The sequence below is a fragment of the Arthrobacter sp. C9C5 genome (assembly GCF_013359735.1).
In the GTDB taxonomy this organism is placed as follows: domain Bacteria; phylum Actinomycetota; class Actinomycetes; order Actinomycetales; family Micrococcaceae; genus Arthrobacter.
Genome location: NZ_JABFMX010000002.1, coordinates 127,585 through 142,790, shown reverse-complemented (window position 1 = coordinate 142,790; position 15,206 = coordinate 127,585). Strand labels below are relative to the sequence as shown.

The following is a 15,206-nucleotide window of genomic DNA, read 5'->3' as shown; positions in this document are numbered from 1 at the left end:
GCGGCGCCGCGGAACAGCGCCGCCGTGGCTCATTTCTGGGCCCAGAGGTTGATGTCGGACTCGACGGCGAACTCGTCGATCGCGTCCAGCTCATCGGCCGTGAAGTCCAGGTTGTTGATCGCGGCCAGGGTGTCCTCCAGCTGCCGGACGCTGGACGCGCCGACCAGGGCGGACGTCACCGAGGTGCCCTTGCCCTGTTCGCGCAGGATCCAGGCGATCGCCAGTTGCGCGAGGGTCTGGCCCCGGCCTTCGGCGATCCGGTTGAGCCCGCGCACGCGGTCCAGCTTTTCCCCGGTGATCATGGCCTCGTCCAGGGACTTGTCCTGCGCCGCGCGGGAATCCTTGGGGACGCCGTTGAGGTAGCGGTCGGTCAGCATGCCCTGCGCCAGCGGCGAGAAGGCGATGGCGCCTGCGCCCACCTGCTCCAGCGCCTCGTAGAGGCTGGGGCTGCCGTTCTCGGTCCAGCGGTTGAGCATCGAGTAGCTGGGCTGGTGGATCAGCAGCGGGGTGCCGAGTTCCTTCAGGATCCGGGCCGCCTCAAGGGTCTGCTCCGGGGTGTAGGACGAAATGCCGGCGTAGAGCGCCTTGCCGGAGCGCACGGCCTGGTCCAGGGCGCCCATGGTCTCTTCCAGCGGGGTCTCGGGGTCCGGGCGGTGGCTGTAGAAGATGTCCACGTAGTCCAGGCCCATCCGCGCCAGCGACTGGTCCAGGCTGGCCAGCAGGTACTTGCGGGAGCCCCAGTTGCCGTAGGGGCCGGGCCACATGTCGTAGCCGGCCTTGCTGGAGATGATGAGTTCGTCGCGGTACGGCTTGAAGTCGTCCTTGAAGTGGCGGCCGAAGTTGGTCTCGGCGCTGCCGTAGGGCGGGCCGTAGTTGTTGGCGAGGTCGAAGTGGGTGACACCCAGGTCGAAGGCGCGGCGCAGGATGGCGCGCTGCACCTCGAAGGGCTTGTCATCGCCGAAGTTGTGCCAGAGGCCCAGGGAAATGGCCGGCAGCTTCAGTCCGCTGCGTCCCACGCGGCGGTAGGGCATGGTCTCGTATCGGTTCTCTGCTGCAACGTAAGTCATGCGGATTATCCTTTCCTATTGTGTGACGACGGCGGCACTGTGGCCGGGCAGCTCCACGCGGCCGCCGGACAGCGCGACGCCGTCCTCGGTGGCCAGCAGCAGCGAGCCGCCGCCCACGGCAACCTGGCGCGGTTCGGTGGAGAAGTTCATCGCGACCTCCACGCTGCCGCGGCGCAGGCGCAGCCAGCCCTCATCCTCGCTGAACGCCACCGCGGTGTCCTCGAAGCCGAGCCCGGCCAGCTCCGGGGTCGCACGGCGCAGCGCGATCAGGTTCCGGTACAGCTCCAGCAGCCGCGCGTGGTCGCCGGCCTCGGCTTCGGACCAGTCCAGCTTGGAGCGGGTGAACGTGGCCGGGTCCTGCGGGTCGGGCACGACGGCGGGGTCCCAGCCCATCCGCTCGAACTCCTTGATCCGTCCCTCGGCCGTGGCCTTGCCCAGCTCGGGCTCCGGGTGCGAGGTGAAGAACTGCCAGGGCGTGGTGGCGCCGTATTCCTCGCCCATGAACAGCATCGGAGTGAAGGGCGAGGCCAGGGTCGCGACCGCTGCGAGCGCGAGCTGCCCGTAGCCGAGGCTCTGCGAGAGCCGGTCGCCGGTGGCCCGGTTGCCGATCTGGTCGTGGTTCTGGCTGCAGACCACCAGGGCGGCCGGGTGCACGAGGGCGGTGTTGATGGGCCGGCCGTGGTGCCGGTCCCGGAAGCTCGAGTAGCTGCCGTCGTGGAAGAACCCGTCAACCAGGACCTTGGCCAGGGCCGCGAGCGAATCGAAGTCGCTGTAGTAACCGGTGGTCTCGCCGCTGACGTTGACGTGCACCGCATGGTGGAAGTCATCGCTCCACTGCCCGGCCAGGCCGTAGCCATTTACCTTCCGCGGGTAGAGCAGCCGCGGGTTGTTCAGGTCCGACTCGGCGATCATAGTGGCAGGGCGTCCGGTTTCGGCGGAGACTTCATCCGCGAGCGCTCCGAATTCCTCCAGCAGATGGACCGCCCGCTCGTCCTTGAAGGCGTGCACGGCATCGAGCCGCAGGCCGTCCACGTGGTAGTCGCGCAGCCACATCGCTGCGTTGTCCAGGATGTAGCGGCGGACGACGTCGGAGCCGGGGCCGTCCAGGTTGACCGAGTCGCCCCAGGTGTTGCCTTCCCCGGATTTGAGGTAGGGCCCGAACCGGGGCAGGTAGTTGCCGCTGGGGCCGAGGTGGTTGTAGACGACGTCCTGGATGACGCCCAGCCCGGCGGCGTGGGCGGCGTCGACGAAGCGCTGGTAGGCGGCCGGGCCGCCGTAGCCCTCGTGCACGGCGTACCAGAGGACGCCGTCGTAGCCCCAGTTGTGGGTGCCGTTGAACCCGTTGACCGGCAGCAGTTCAACGAAGTCAACGCCGAGGTCGGCGAGGTAGCCGAGCTTGCCGATCGCGGCGTCCAGCGTCCCCTCGGGCGTGAAAGTGCCAAGGTGCAGCTCGTAGATCACGCCGCCCTGCAGCCCGCGGCCTTTCCACTGCCCGTCGGCCCATTCGTGGCTGCCGGCGTCGAAGGTCCGCGAGAGTGCGTGCACTCCCCCGGGCTGGCGGCGGGAGCGCGGATCCGGCAGCGGCGTGGTGTCCCCGTCGAGCAGGTAGCCGTAGTCGACGTCTCCGGAGGCCGGGGCCTCCGGCGCGCTCCACCAGCCGGCGGACCCGGACCGGACCATCGGGTAGTGCCGGCCGTCGGCGAGCAGCGTGACGTCCTGCGCTTCCGGTGCCCAGAGGTCGAAGCGTGTGGTTCCGTGTGCGGGCAGAGTCATTGCCGTTCCCCTATGTTGGTTCGTCAGTACGTGCGTTCAGGCGCCCGGCACCAGCAGGGCCACCGGGTAGTCGCGGAGGATCTCCGCCACGTCCGTCGTGCCCGGCCCGAAGGACCTGCCGCTGAGCTGGTCCGTCATGGCGACGGCGAGGCCGATGGCGGTGTCCTGCCAGCCGCCCTGGTGTTCGAGGCCGCGGGGCAGCCTTGTGGCCAGGGTGATGGCCCCGGGTGCGCCGTCGCCGCGGTCGAAGGCGATCAGGTGTTCGGCGGCGGCTCCGGTGGCAGTAACCGGGGCGTAGCCGGTGAATAGCTCCGGTGCGTCCCGGCGCAGCCGCAGCGCCCGCGAGGTCACGAGCAGCTTCGCCGCGTCCTCCCGGTACGACGCCGGCCGCTCGCCGGCGTCGATCGCTTTGAGGGCGGCTCGCCGCGCCCCGAAGTCGAACGGCCGCCGGTTGTCCGGGTCGGTCAGCGACCGGTCCCAGAACTCGGTGCCCTGGTAGACGTCCGGCACGCCCGGCATGGTGAGCTGGACCAGTTTGGCGGAGAGCGCGTTGGCGGAGCCGTAGGGTTCCAGCAGGTCCACCAGCGAATCGAGTTCGGCGCGCACCTGGGCGTTGTCGAACGCCGCGTCGACGGCGGCTGCGAGTTTCGCCTCGAACGCCGGGTCCGGGTCCAGCCAGTTCGTCGAATTGCCGGCCTCGCGGGCCGCCTTCTGGGCGTAGGACTGGAGGCGTTCCCGGTCCGCGGGCCAGACCCCGGCCACGGCCTGCCACAGCAGGTTGGCCAGCGGGCCGTCGGGCAGGGGCGCCAGCTCCTGCAGCCGGCGCAGCGAGGCCGCCCATTCCGGGGCCAGCTCCGCGAGCACGGAGATCCGGGCCCGGGTGTCCTCGCTGCGCTTCGTGTCGTGGGTGCTGAGCGTGGTCATGGACAGCGGCTGACCGGCCTGGCGGCGTGCCATCCGGGCGTGGAACTCGTCGGTGGACAGCGCGAACTCGGTGGGGTCCGCGCCGACTTCGGTGAGGGTGCCGAGCCGGGTGTAGCGGAAGAAAGCGGTGTCCTCGACGCCCTTGGCCATCACCATGCCGGAGGTTTGCTGGAAGCGGCGGCCCAGCTCCTCGTCGGCCCCGGGGCCTGCCTGCAGCAGCAGCGGCAGCAGCGCCTGCACCACGGGTTCCAGCTCGGGACGCCGCCGGACGGCGAGTTCGCATGCCTCGCGCAGCACGCCCTCGCCCTCGGGCAGGTAGCTGCGGTAAACCGGGAAGGCCGCGGTGATCTCGGAGAGCGCATCGACGGCGGCCTCCGGGCTGAGGCCGGCGGACGCCGGCACCAGCCGGGCGAGCCGCCGCATCTCCGAGTGCAGGATGCCGTCCGTGATCCGGCGCTTCGTGCCGCGGATCATGTCCTCGTAGTCCGCGGGCTCCCCGCCGCGCAGCGAGGTGTCCAAGGCGTCGAGGCCCGCCTGGCCGGCGGGGTCGACGAAGAGCCGGTCCACGTCCGCGAGGGCGTCGTACCCGGTGGTGCCCTCGCACTCGAAGCCGGCCGGAAGCTCTTCGCCCGGCTCCAGGATTTTCTCGATCAGCAGGTAGGCCCCGCCGGTCACTTCGCGCAACCGGCGGAGGTAGCCTGCCGGATCCGCGAGGCCGTCCGGGTGGTCGATCCGCAGGCCGTCAACGAGGCCCTCCCGGAACCAGCGGACAACCTCCGCGTGCGCCTCATCGAAGACCTCCGGGACCTCAACCCTGATCCCGGCGAGGGTGTTGACCGCGAAGAACCGGCGGTAGTTCAGATCGTTGTCCGCACGGCGCCAGCCCACCAGCTCATAGTGCTGCCGGTCGTGGACCGCGCGCGGGTCGTCGGCAGTGGAGTCACCTGCGGTGTAGCTGCCCTCGGCCAGCGGGAAGCGGTGGTCGTAGTAGCGCAGCTCGCCGTCGCGGATCTCGAGCGCGTCCACGTCCGCGTCGTCGCCCAGCACGGGGATCCGGATCCGGCCGCCGCCGAAATCCCAGTCGACGTCGAACGCCGGGGCGTAGCGTGACTGCCGCCCTTCCTTGAGCAGCGACCACCACCACGGGTTCTGGGCCGGGGTGGCGACGCCGACGTGGTTGGGCACGATGTCCACCAGGACACCCATGCCGGCCTCCCGCGCCGCGCGGGACACCGCCGCCAGCCCCTCCGGCCCGCCGCGGTCCGGGTCGATCGCGGCGGGGTCGGTGACGTCGTAGCCGTGGTCCGAGCCCTGCTCGGCCGTCAGGATCGGCGACAGGTAGATCCAGTCGACCCCGAGGGACTTCAGGTAGGGCACGGTGTCGGCGGCGTCCTGCAGGGTAAAGCCCGGCCGGATCTGGAGCCGGTAGGTCGAGGCGGGGGTCCTCATGAAGCAGTGGCCTTCGCTTCGCTGGCTTCGGCGGCCTTCGTCTGGGCCTCCGCCATCTCCTCCTGGGCGTCCTCGTGCTCGGCCATGGAGGCCAGGGACGCGGCCGCGGAGTGGTCGATCTCGATCTCGGGGCCCGAGTAGGCGCGCAGCACCGCCATGGACTTGGCCGCCAGCGTCAGGGTCGACCCCGCCTTGAGCGGCTCGTCCGTATCGGCCTGGTCCGCGGTGTCCACGAGGATCTCCCAGAAGGGCGAGTACTCCTCATTGGGCAGCACGAAGTCCACGCTGTCGTCGTGGGCGTTGAAGGCCATCAGGAAGCTGTCGTCGGTGATCCGGCGGCCCCGGGAGTCCTGCTCCTGGATGCCGTGGCCGTTGTAGAACACGCCGATGGTCCGGCCGAAGCCGCTGTCCCAGTCCTCCGGCAGCATTCCGGTGCCGTCGGTCTTCAGCCAGACGATGTCCGGCAGTTTCTCGCCCTCGCCGCGGACGACCGGGCGGCCGTCGAAGAAGCGGCTGCGGCGGAACGTCGGGTGGTCGTGGCGGATCTTGTTGACGAACGCGGTGAACTCCACGAGGGGCTGGTCCATGGCTTCCCAGTGGATCCAGCTCAGTTCGGAGTCCTGGCAGTAGGTGTTGTTGTTGCCCTGCTGCGTGCGGCCGAGTTCGTCGCCGTGCAGCAGCATCGGCACGCCCTGGGAGAGCAGCAGCGTCGCAATGAAGTTCCGTTGCTGGCGGGCGCGGAGGGTCAACACGGTGTCGTTGTCGGTGTCGCCTTCTTCGCCGCAGTTCCAGGAGCGGTTGTGCGATTCGCCGTCGTTGTTGCCCTCGCCGTTGGCCTCGTTGTGCTTCTCGTTGTAGGAGACCAGGTCGCGCATGGTGAAGCCGTCGTGCGCCGTGACGAAGTTGATCGAGGCCACCGGGCGCCGGGCCGAGCTCTCGTACAGGTCCGCGGAGCCGGTCAGGCGGGAGGCGAATTCGCCCAGGGTGGACGGTTCGCCGCGCCAGAAGTCCCGGACGGTGTCGCGGTACTTGCCGTTCCATTCGGTCCATTGCGGCGGGAAGTTGCCCACCTGGTATCCGCCCGGGCCGACGTCCCACGGCTCGGCGATCAGCTTGACCTGGGACACGATCGGATCCTGCTGGATCAGTTCGAAGAAGGTGGAGAGCTTGTCGACGTCGTAAAACTCGCGGGCCAGCGTGGAGGCGAGGTCGAAGCGGAAGCCGTCGACGTGCATTTCCGTCACCCAGTAGCGCAGGGAGTCCATCAGCAGCTGCAGCGAGTGCGGGTGCCGCACATTGAGCGAGTTGCCCGTGCCGGTGTAGTCCATGTAGTGCTTCAGGTCCCCGTCGACCAGCCGGTAGTACGCCTGGTTGTCGATGCCCTTGAAGGACAGCGTGGGGCCGAGGTGGTTGCCTTCGGCCGTGTGGTTGTAGACGACGTCGAGGATGACCTCGATGCCGGCCCGGTGCAGCTCGCGGACCATGGCCTTGAATTCCTGGACCTGGTGTCCGACGTCGCCGGAGGAGCTGTAGGTGTTCTGCGGGGCGAAGAAGCCGATGGTGTTGTAGCCCCAGTAGTTGTTGAGGCCCTTCTCCACCAGGGTGCCGTCGTTGACGAACTGGTGGACCGGCATGAGCTCGATCGCCGTGACGCCGAGCTTCTTCAGGTGCTCAATGACGGCCGGGTGGGCCACACCGGCGTAGGTGCCGCGCTGCTCTTCGGGGATTTCCGGGTGCAGCTCGGTCAGGCCTTTGACGTGGGCCTCGTAGATGACCGACTCGTGGTAGGGGACGCGCAGCTGGCGGTCACCGTCCCACTCGAAGTACGGGTTGATGACGACGCCGTGCATGGTGTGCGGTGCCGAATCGGCGTCGTTGCGCGAATCGGGGTCGCCGAACTCGTAGGAGAAGAGCGCGGGGTCCCAGTCGATCTGGCCCTGGATGGCCTTGGCGTACGGGTCCATCAGCAGCTTGTTGGGGTTGAAGCGGTTTCCGCTCGCCGGGTCGTACGGGCCGTGCACCCGGTAGCCGTACTTCTGTCCGGGCTGGATCTGCGGCAGGTAGCAGTGCCAGACGTAGCCGTCCACCTCGGTGAGTTCGATCCGCGTCTCGCTCAGGTCGTCGGCCAGGAGGCAGAGCTCCACCCGCTCCGCTTGCTCGCTGAACAGGGCAAAATTGGTGCCGGTGCCGTCAAAAGTGGCTCCCAGCGGGTAAGCCGTTCCGGGCCAGACTTCCATGTGTACTCCTCGTGCGATGCGGACAATCTCTAGACAGACTACTTGTAAGTAAGGTTACTAATTTACCGGAGGCGCAAGACGCGCGCTTTTGTTACAGCTTCGCGATGACCTCCGGCAAGGCTTCGGCAATGTCCGACGCCGTCAGCGGCCCGCCGTTCGAGGCAGCTGTTCCGGCGCGGCCGTGCAGGCTGGCCGCCATCGCGGCGACGGCGGCCCACCGGTCCGGCCCGTCGAGCCCCAAGGCGCTGAAGGCACCGGAGCCCTCCGGGAGCTGTGCCAGCAGGGCGCCGAGCACCCCGGCCAGAACGTCGCCGCTGCCGGCGGTGGCCATCCACGGGCTGGCCTCGGCCTGGCTGAAGACCGCCCCCGAAGGGGCCGCCACCAGGGTGGTTGCGCCCTTGAGCAGCACTGTCGCTCCGCTGAGCCCGCTGGCCTGCCGGACGGCCGCGAGCGTTGCGTCCTCCACGGCCGTCCGGCCCGGGCCGGCGCCGTAGCGTTCCAGCAGGGTGGCCAGCTCGCCGGCATGCGGTGTCAGCACGGTGTGCGGGGACAGGTCGCGGGGCAGGGCCGGTAGCGCACCGGCGTCGGCCACCGTGGGAAGTCCGGCGGCTGCCGCCTCACGAACCCGCTCCAGCTGCTCGTGGGCGCCGTCGTCGAGCCCCGGCCCGAGCAGCCAGGCCTGGACGTGCGCGTCGGCGACGGACGTGCCGCACACCACTTCGGGGCAGCTCTGGCGGACCAGGTCCGCGACCTCCGGCGGGCCCACGTAGCGGACCATGCCGGCACCCGCGGCCAGGGCGCCGCGGCAGGCGAGCACGGCCGCCCCCGGGTAGCGGGCGGATCCGGCCACGACGCCGAGCACGCCCCGGGAGTATTTGTGCGAGCGGCGGCCGGGCTGCGGGAGCAGCGCGGCCAGGTCCGCGGCTTCGAGGCGCCGCAGCTCCGGGTGCGTCAGCGCGTCCTCGATGCCGATCGGGATGGACCGGAGCCGGCCGGTGAAGTCCGCGCCAGGGTCGGCGAGCAGGCCGGCCTTCGCCGCCCCGAAGCTCACGGTCACGTCCGCGGCCAGGACGGGGGCGTGCGCTTCGCCGGTGTCGGCGTCGACGCCACTGGGGATGTCGCAGGCCACCACCAGCCCGTGGCGGCTGCGCTGCAGCTCTTCGATCAGGGTGCCGGCCGCGCCGCGCAGCCCGCCCTGGGCGCCGGTTCCCACGACCGCGTCAATGACGACGTCGGCGCGGGCGGCGTCTGCTGCCAGGTCCCTGGCGTTGCCGTCGCTAAGGGCGGTGTCCCGGCCTCCGGCGGCGCGGAACGCCGCCAGCCCGGCCGGATGGGCCTCTCCGGCGGTGAGCACCGCCGTCGTCCGCAGGCCCCGGCGGGCCAGCAGCGCCGCGGCGTAGAGCCCGTCGCCGCCGTTGTTGCCCTTGCCGGCGAGCACGGTGACGCGGGAGCCGTAGGGCCGCAGTCCGCGGCGCTGGAGTTCCCGGATCACGGTGTTGGCGAGCCCGTAGGCGGCCCGCTGCATGAGAACAGCGCCCATACCGGGGTCCGCACTCGCCTCAAGGAGTTGCTTCTCGAGGCCTCGAATGTGGGTACCGGTATAGGCGCTGATCATGGTGCTTAGCCTTCGGCGATCACCGTGGCGGTGGCGATGCCGCCGTCGTGGCTGATTGAAAGGTGCCAGCGTTTGACGCCTTTCGACTCGGCCACGGCCAGTACCGTGTCTTTGACCTGGACGGTGGGGCCGTTCTGGTCCAGGCCGATCCAGCAGTCCTGCCAGTTCATTCCGGCGGGCGCGCCGAGCACCTTGGCCACGGCCTCCTTGGCGGCGAACCGCGCGGCCAGGGACCGGGTGTTCAGTTCCCGCTCTGCCGGGACAAACAGCCTGTCGCGCAACCCGGGGGTGCGCTCAAGCTGCCGGCCGAACCGCTCAATGTCTACGACGTCTACGCCAATGCCAACAATCATGCGGCTATTCTACGGTCACGCTCTTGGCCAGGTTCCGCGGCTGGTCCACGTCGTAGCCCTTGGCGCTGGCGAGGGCCAGCGCGAAGATCTGCAGGGGCACGGTGGACAGCAGCGGGGCCAGGAGGGTCGGGGTCTCCGGGATGTAGATGACGTGCTCGGCGTAGGCCTTCACCGCTTCGTCACCCTCCTCCGCGATCACGATCGTCTTGGCGCCGCGGGCGCGGACCTCCTGGATGTTGGAGACGACCTTGGCGTGCAGCGAGTCGCGGCCCCGGGGCGACGGGACAACGACGAATACCGGCTGGCCTTCCTCGATCAGGGCGATCGGGCCGTGCTTGAGCTCGCCGGCGGCGAAGCCTTCGGCGTGGATGTAGGCGAGCTCCTTGAGCTTGAGCGCGCCCTCCATGGCAACCGGGAAGCCGACGTGGCGGCCCAGGAACAGCACGGACTTGGCGTCCACCATGTCGTGGCCGAGTTTCTTGATCGCGTCGGCGTTGTCCAGGATCTGCTGGATCTTGGCCGGGATCTTGCCCAGGTCAGCGAGGATGTCCTTGATCTCGCCCTGGAACTTGTTTCCGCGCAGCTGTGCCAAATACAGGCCCAGCAGGTAGGCGGCCGCGATCTGGGCGAGGAACGCCTTGGTGGAAGCCACCGCGATTTCCGGACCGGCGTGCGTGTACAGCACGGCGTCGGACTCGCGCGGGATGGTGGAGCCGTTGGTGTTGCAGATGGACACCGTCTTGGCGCCCTGTTCCTTGGCGTACCGAACAGCCATCAGCGTGTCCATGGTCTCGCCGGACTGCGAGATGGAAACGATCAGGGTGTTGGCGTCCACAATCGGATCGCGGTAGCGGAACTCGTGCGAGAGTTCGACCTCGGTGGGGATCCGGCACCAGCGTTCGATCGCGTACTTCGCGACCTGGCCGGCGTAAGCGGACGTGCCGCAGGCCAGGACGATGATCTTGTCAACGCTCTTGAGCAGCTCCGTGTCGATCCGGAGCTCATCGAGGGTCAGTTTGCCGTCGACGTCGGAACGGCCCAGCAGGGTCTGCAGCACGGCGTCCGGCTGGTCGTGGATTTCCTTTTCCATGAAGGACGGGAAGCCGCCCTTCTCGGCGGAAGCGGGATCCCAGTTGACGTAATATTCCTTGCCCTCGGCCGGGGCGCCGAAGAAGTCGGTGATCGCGACGGTATCGGCGGTGATGGTGACGATCTGGTCCTGGCCCAGCTCGACGGCGCGGCGCGTGTAGTCGATGAAGCCGGAGACGTCGGAGCCGAGGAAGTTCTCGCCCTCACCCAGACCCACCACGAGCGGGGAGTTGCGGCGGGCGGCCACGACGACGTCGGGCTGGTCGGCGTGCACGGCGAGCAGCGTAAAGGCGCCTTCGAGGCGCTGGCAGGCCAGTTCCATGGCCCGGGTCAGGCCGCCACTGGCGTTGTCGCCGCCGAGCTGGTTGCGGTAGATGTCACCGATCAGCGCGGCGGCCACCTCGGTGTCCGTCTCGGAGAGGAAGGTCACGCCTTTGGCGACCAGCTCCTGCTTCAATTCCGCGAAGTTTTCGATGATGCCGTTGTGGATGAGCGCCAGCTTGCCGCCGTCGGACAGGTGCGGGTGCGCGTTCAGGTCCGTGGGGCCGCCGTGGGTAGCCCAGCGGGTGTGCCCGATGCCGGTGAGGGCGTCCGGCAGCGGGTGTGCCTCCAGCTCGGCGATCAGGTTGCTCAGTTTCCCCGACTTCTTGCGGGATGAAATGGCACCGTCCGCGACGACCGCGATCCCGGCGGAGTCATAGCCGCGGTACTCCAGGCGCCGCAATCCTTCCAGGACAACGTCCAGGGCTTTGTGTTCAGTATTTACCCGGCCAGCCGAGCGGCCTACATATCCAACGATTCCGCACATGGACATAAGCCTAACCGGTTTCCCGGTCGTCCGACGTAGGATGTGCCGGTCCGGGCCCGCCGCTGGCGGCTGGCGGGGTGTCCATTTCGCTCTGGGCGTTGTCAAGGGCAGAATCTCTATGGTGACTTTGCAACGCAACGAAGCGAACGGCGAGGGCGTCTCCCCGTTCGTTGAGCTGGACCGGCAGACCTGGTCCCGGCTCGCTGCCCAGATGGAGCAGCCCCTCAACGAAGAGGACGTGCTCCGCCTCCGCGGCCTGGGCGACCCCCTGGACATGAAGGAGGTCCGCGAGGTCTACCTCCCGCTGTCCCGGCTGCTGCACCTCTACGTTGAGGCCGCCAACCAGCTCCACGCGGCCACCACGACCTTCCTGGGCGAGAAAACCCAGCGCACCCCGTTCGTGATCGGCGTGGCCGGCTCCGTGGCCGTGGGTAAATCGACCATCGCCCGCGTGCTGCGTGAAATGCTGCGGCGCTGGCCCGGCACCCCGAACGTCGAGCTGATCACCACCGACGGTTTCCTCTACCCCCTCGCCGAACTCAAGCGCCGTCAACTCCTGGAGCGCAAGGGGTTTCCGGAGTCCTACGACCGCCGCGCGCTGCTGCGCTTCGTGAGCGAGGTCAAGGGCGGGGCCGAGGAAGTGCGCGCCCCCTGGTACTCGCACGTTACGTACGACATCGTTCCGGGCAAGGAAGTCGTGGTCCGCCGGCCGGACGTGCTGATTGTCGAGGGCCTCAACGTCCTGGCCCCGGCACGCCCGCGGCACGACGGCCGGCAGGGCCTGGCTTTGAGCGACTTCTTCGACTTTTCCATCTACGTGGACGCGAAAACCTCATATATCGAGGAGTGGTACGTGGACCGGTTCCGCAAGCTGCGCACCACGGCCTTCGCGCAGCCGGAGTCCTACTTCCACCGCTATGCGACGCTCTCCGATTCGGAGGCCGAGCAGACCGCCCGGGACATCTGGAAGCGCATCAACGAGCCGAACCTGGAGGAAAATGTCCTCCCCACCCGTGGCCGGGCCCAGCTGGTGCTCACCAAGGACGCCGACCACTCCATCCGCCGCATGCTGCTGCGCAAGGTCTAGCACGGGTGTGCCACCACTGCGCCGGCGCTGTGCCGGGCCAGGAAACTCCGAGCCGGCGGACGTTCGGGCGCCTGCTCGCCGTGGGGACGGCCCTGGCCGTCCTGGCCGCCGTGTCCGGCTGTAGCCCGGCCAGCGACGTGGCGCAGCGCCCCTCCGGCACGGCTGTGCCAACTGAGGGTTCCTCCCCTTCGGCTTCCGCCTCCGGCTCGCCAACGACGACGGCCACGTCCGCGGGCACGGCCAGCCCCGCCACCACTCCCCCGCCCGGCGTCGCGCCGTCAGCCTCCGCGGCTGCGACGTCCGGGCCGGCCCGGAAGCATTCCCTGACGGACCCTGCGAGCCCGTGGGTTGTGGTGAACAAACACCGACCGCTCTCCCCCGCGACGTTCGTTCCGCCCGACCTCGTGCAGCCGGCCGTCAGGCTGGCGGTCTCCGGCGAGGCCGCGCAGCTGAACAGCACGACGGCGGCAGCTGCCGAACGGATGTTTGCAGCCGCCGCGGCGGACGGCGTGGTCCTGACCCTGGCGAGCGGCTACCGCTCCTACGCCACCCAGAGGGCCACCTACAACGGCTACGCGAACTCCCGGGGGCGCGCCGAGGCGGACACCGCCTCCGCCCGGCCCGGATACTCCGAGCACCAGACGGGCTGGTCCTTCGATATCGGCGACGGCGGAGGGGCATGCAGCTTCCAGCCCTGCTTCGCGGAACAGCCGGCCGCCGTGTGGGCCAAGGCCAATGCGCACCGCTTCGGCTTCGTGGTCCGCTACCCCTGGATGGCCCACCCGGTCACCGGCTACTTCTACGAGCCGTGGCACCTGCGCTACATCGGCGCCGAGGCCGCGGGCGACATGCACAAGCGCGGCATCGCCACCCTTGAGGAGTACTTTGGGCTGGAAGCGGCCCCGGCCTACCGCTGAGCCTGCCGGGCCCGGGCTACCGTGGTGTCCATGCTGACCGGATTCAGGAATTTCATCATGAAGGGCAACGTCGTAGACCTTGCCGTCGCCGTCGTCATGGGTGCCGCCTTCGGCGCCGTCGTGACCTCAATCGTGGAAGGACTCCTCACGCCCCTCATCGGCCTGCTCTTCAACGCCAAAGGCATCGAGGAAATGGCCTGGGAGGGTTTCAAGTACGGCTCCGTCATCTCCAGCATCATCTCGTTCGTGCTGATTGCGGCTGCCATCTACTTCGTGGTGATCCTGCCGATGAACCACATGATTGAACGCCGCAACCGCCGGCTGGGCATCAACCCGGACGTCAAGGAGGAATCGGCCGAGGACCCACAGATCGCCCTGCTCACCGAGATCCGCGACGCCCTGAACCGCACCACCCGCTAACTTCCGGGCCAACTGAAGGTGGCCCGCTTCCTCATGGAAACGGGCCACCTTCTTGCGTTCTTGAAGTCAGTCGGCGATCAGGGCCAGGGCAAGCTCAGTCCGGACCACCTGGGCCAGGCCTTCGGCAACTTCCTGGGCAGTGTCCTGGTCCGCGGCTTCCACCATCACCCGGACGACGGGTTCGGTCCCGGACGGACGCAGCAGCACGCGACCTGTGTCGCCCAGACGTGCCTCGGCCCGGGCCACGGCTTCGGCCACGGTTTCGTCACCCTTGACCCGGCTGCGGTCGACGCCCTTGACGTTGATCAGCACCTGCGGGAGTTTGGTCATGACCGTGGCCAGGTCCTTGAGCGGCCGGCCGGTCAGCGCCACCTGGGCGGCAAGCTGCAGACCCGTCAGGACGCCGTCGCCGGTGGTGGCGTAGTCGGCGAAGATGACGTGGCCGGACTGCTCGCCGCCGAGGTTGAAGCCGCCTTCGCGCATGCCTTCCAGCACGTAGCGGTCGCCTACCCCGGTCTCGCGGAGGCTGATGCCCGCCTCGCGCAGGGCGATCTTGAGTCCGAGGTTGCTCATCACGGTGGCAACCAGGACGTCATCCTTGAGCTTCCCGGATTCCTTGAGGGCCACGGCAAGGATGGCCATGATCTCGTCGCCGTCGACCTCGTTGCCTTCGTGGTCCACGGCTAGGCAACGGTCAGCGTCGCCATCGTGAGCGATGCCAAGGTCTGCCCCGTAGTCCAGGACCGCCTGCTTCAACGGGCCGAGGTGCGTTGAGCCCACCCCGTCGTTGATGTTGAGGCCGTCCGGGTCGGCGCCGATCAGTATCACCTCGGCGCCGGCGGTCTTGAAGACCTGGGGCGAGCAACCGCTGGCGGCGCCATGTGCGCAGTCCAGGACCACCTTGAGGCCGTCCAGGCGGTGCGGGAGGGTGCCCAGGAGGTGCACGATGTAGCGGTCTTCCGCGTCGGAGAACCGCTGGATGCGGCCAACTTCGCCACCGACCGGGCGGTACGGCTCCTTGCTCAGCTGTTCCTCGATCGCGTCCTCGACGTCATCGGGGAGCTTCTGGCCGCCGCGGGCAAAGAACTTGATGCCGTTGTCCGGGGCCGGGTTGTGGGAGGCGGAGATCATCACGCCGAAGTCGGCGTCGAGGTCGGCGACGAGGTACGCGGCGGCCGGCGTCGGCAGCACGCCGGCGTCGTAGACGTCGATGCCTGAGCTGGAGAGCCCGGCCTCCACGGCGGCCGCGAGGAACTCGCCGCTGGCCCGCGGGTCGCGGGCAACGACGGCGCGCGGCCTGTTGCCGTTGGTGTTGCGGTCGTGGCCGAGCACGACGGCGGCGGCTTGCGCCAGCTGCAACGCCAACTCTGCGGTCAGTAGGCCATTAGCCAGGCCCCGGACACCATCTGTTCCAAATAATCTAGACATCGTGCCCAAGTTTAGTCGATCACGGGCCCGGGTCCTGTC

At 68.9% G+C, this 15,206-nt stretch carries 11 protein-coding genes; 3 read left to right on the top strand and 8 right to left on the bottom strand.

The window, feature by feature from the left end; genetic code table 11:
• Positions 1-29 precede the first annotated feature (29 nt).
• The 7 genes from mgrA to glmS form a co-directional block, all read right to left on the bottom strand.
• Positions 30-1,067 (bottom strand): L-glyceraldehyde 3-phosphate reductase, encoded by a 1,038-nt coding sequence (mgrA, locus tag HNO80_RS02245; protein WP_175321214.1) that lies wholly within the window; start codon positions 1,065-1,067, stop codon positions 30-32.
• A gap of 15 nt (positions 1,068-1,082) precedes the next feature.
• A complete protein-coding gene (gene treZ / locus HNO80_RS02240) occupies positions 1,083-2,840 on the bottom strand; it encodes a malto-oligosyltrehalose trehalohydrolase (protein WP_175321213.1) in 1,758 nt (585 codons plus the stop codon).
• Positions 2,841-2,876: 36 nt separating this feature from the next.
• Positions 2,877-5,213, bottom strand: coding sequence for a malto-oligosyltrehalose synthase (treY, locus tag HNO80_RS02235; protein ID WP_175321212.1), 2,337 nt, complete (start codon positions 5,211-5,213; stop codon positions 2,877-2,879).
• Positions 5,210-7,450, bottom strand: a complete 2,241-nt coding sequence (glgX, locus tag HNO80_RS02230) for a glycogen debranching protein GlgX (RefSeq protein WP_175321211.1) — start codon at positions 7,448-7,450, stop codon at positions 5,210-5,212. The genes treY and glgX overlap by 4 nt, the downstream gene beginning before the upstream one ends.
• 91 nt (positions 7,451-7,541) lie before the next feature.
• Complete coding sequence (locus HNO80_RS02225) at positions 7,542-9,065, bottom strand: NAD(P)H-hydrate epimerase (RefSeq protein WP_175321210.1); 1,524 nt, start codon at positions 9,063-9,065, stop codon at positions 7,542-7,544.
• A 5-nt stretch (positions 9,066-9,070) separates the two neighbouring features.
• Positions 9,071-9,418, bottom strand: a complete 348-nt coding sequence (locus HNO80_RS02220) for a holo-ACP synthase (protein ID WP_175321209.1) — start codon at positions 9,416-9,418, stop codon at positions 9,071-9,073.
• A 4-nt stretch (positions 9,419-9,422) separates the two neighbouring features.
• Positions 9,423-11,315, bottom strand: coding sequence for a glutamine--fructose-6-phosphate transaminase (isomerizing) (gene glmS, locus HNO80_RS02215; protein ID WP_175321208.1), 1,893 nt, complete (start codon positions 11,313-11,315; stop codon positions 9,423-9,425).
• Positions 11,316-11,433: 118 nt separating this feature from the next.
• Here glmS and coaA point away from each other — a divergent pair, with 118 nt between their 5' ends.
• From coaA to mscL, 3 genes are read left to right on the top strand one after another with little or no spacing between them, the layout of a single operon-like run.
• On the top strand, positions 11,434-12,402 hold the full coding sequence (coaA, locus tag HNO80_RS02210) for a type I pantothenate kinase (RefSeq protein WP_175321207.1): 969 nt from the start codon (positions 11,434-11,436) through the stop codon (positions 12,400-12,402).
• A gap of 5 nt (positions 12,403-12,407) precedes the next feature.
• Positions 12,408-13,319, top strand: a complete 912-nt coding sequence (locus HNO80_RS02205) for a M15 family metallopeptidase (protein ID WP_175321206.1) — start codon at positions 12,408-12,410, stop codon at positions 13,317-13,319.
• A gap of 30 nt (positions 13,320-13,349) precedes the next feature.
• A complete protein-coding gene (gene mscL / locus HNO80_RS02200) occupies positions 13,350-13,739 on the top strand; it encodes a large conductance mechanosensitive channel protein MscL (RefSeq protein ID WP_175321205.1) in 390 nt (129 codons plus the stop codon).
• Positions 13,740-13,805: 66 nt separating this feature from the next.
• Here the strand turns inward: mscL and glmM are convergent, their stop codons facing one another.
• Positions 13,806-15,167 carry a phosphoglucosamine mutase gene (gene glmM / locus HNO80_RS02195; RefSeq protein ID WP_175321204.1) on the bottom strand — a complete coding sequence of 454 codons (1,362 nt, stop codon included), beginning with the start codon at positions 15,165-15,167 and terminating at the stop codon, positions 13,806-13,808.
• Positions 15,168-15,206: the final 39 nt, after the last annotated feature.

What these genes read in the sequence shown, in the direction of transcription:
- mgrA (WP_175321214.1), bottom strand. Translation starts at nt 1,067, where the DNA reads ATGACTTACGTTGCAGCAGAGAACCGATACGAGACCATGCCCTACCGC.
- treZ (WP_175321213.1), bottom strand. Translation starts at nt 2,840, where the DNA reads ATGACTCTGCCCGCACACGGAACCACACGCTTCGACCTCTGGGCACCG.
- treY (WP_175321212.1), bottom strand. Translation starts at nt 5,213, where the DNA reads ATGAGGACCCCCGCCTCGACCTACCGGCTCCAGATCCGGCCGGGCTTT.
- glgX (WP_175321211.1), bottom strand. Translation starts at nt 7,450, where the DNA reads ATGGAAGTCTGGCCCGGAACGGCTTACCCGCTGGGAGCCACTTTTGAC.
- HNO80_RS02225 (WP_175321210.1), bottom strand. Translation starts at nt 9,065, where the DNA reads ATGATCAGCGCCTATACCGGTACCCACATTCGAGGCCTCGAGAAGCAA.
- HNO80_RS02220 (WP_175321209.1), bottom strand. Translation starts at nt 9,418, where the DNA reads ATGATTGTTGGCATTGGCGTAGACGTCGTAGACATTGAGCGGTTCGGC.
- glmS (WP_175321208.1), bottom strand. Translation starts at nt 11,315, where the DNA reads ATGTGCGGAATCGTTGGATATGTAGGCCGCTCGGCTGGCCGGGTAAAT.
- coaA (WP_175321207.1), top strand. Translation starts at nt 11,434, where the DNA reads ATGGTGACTTTGCAACGCAACGAAGCGAACGGCGAGGGCGTCTCCCCG.
- mscL (WP_175321205.1), top strand. Translation starts at nt 13,350, where the DNA reads ATGCTGACCGGATTCAGGAATTTCATCATGAAGGGCAACGTCGTAGAC.
- glmM (WP_175321204.1), bottom strand. Translation starts at nt 15,167, where the DNA reads ATGTCTAGATTATTTGGAACAGATGGTGTCCGGGGCCTGGCTAATGGC.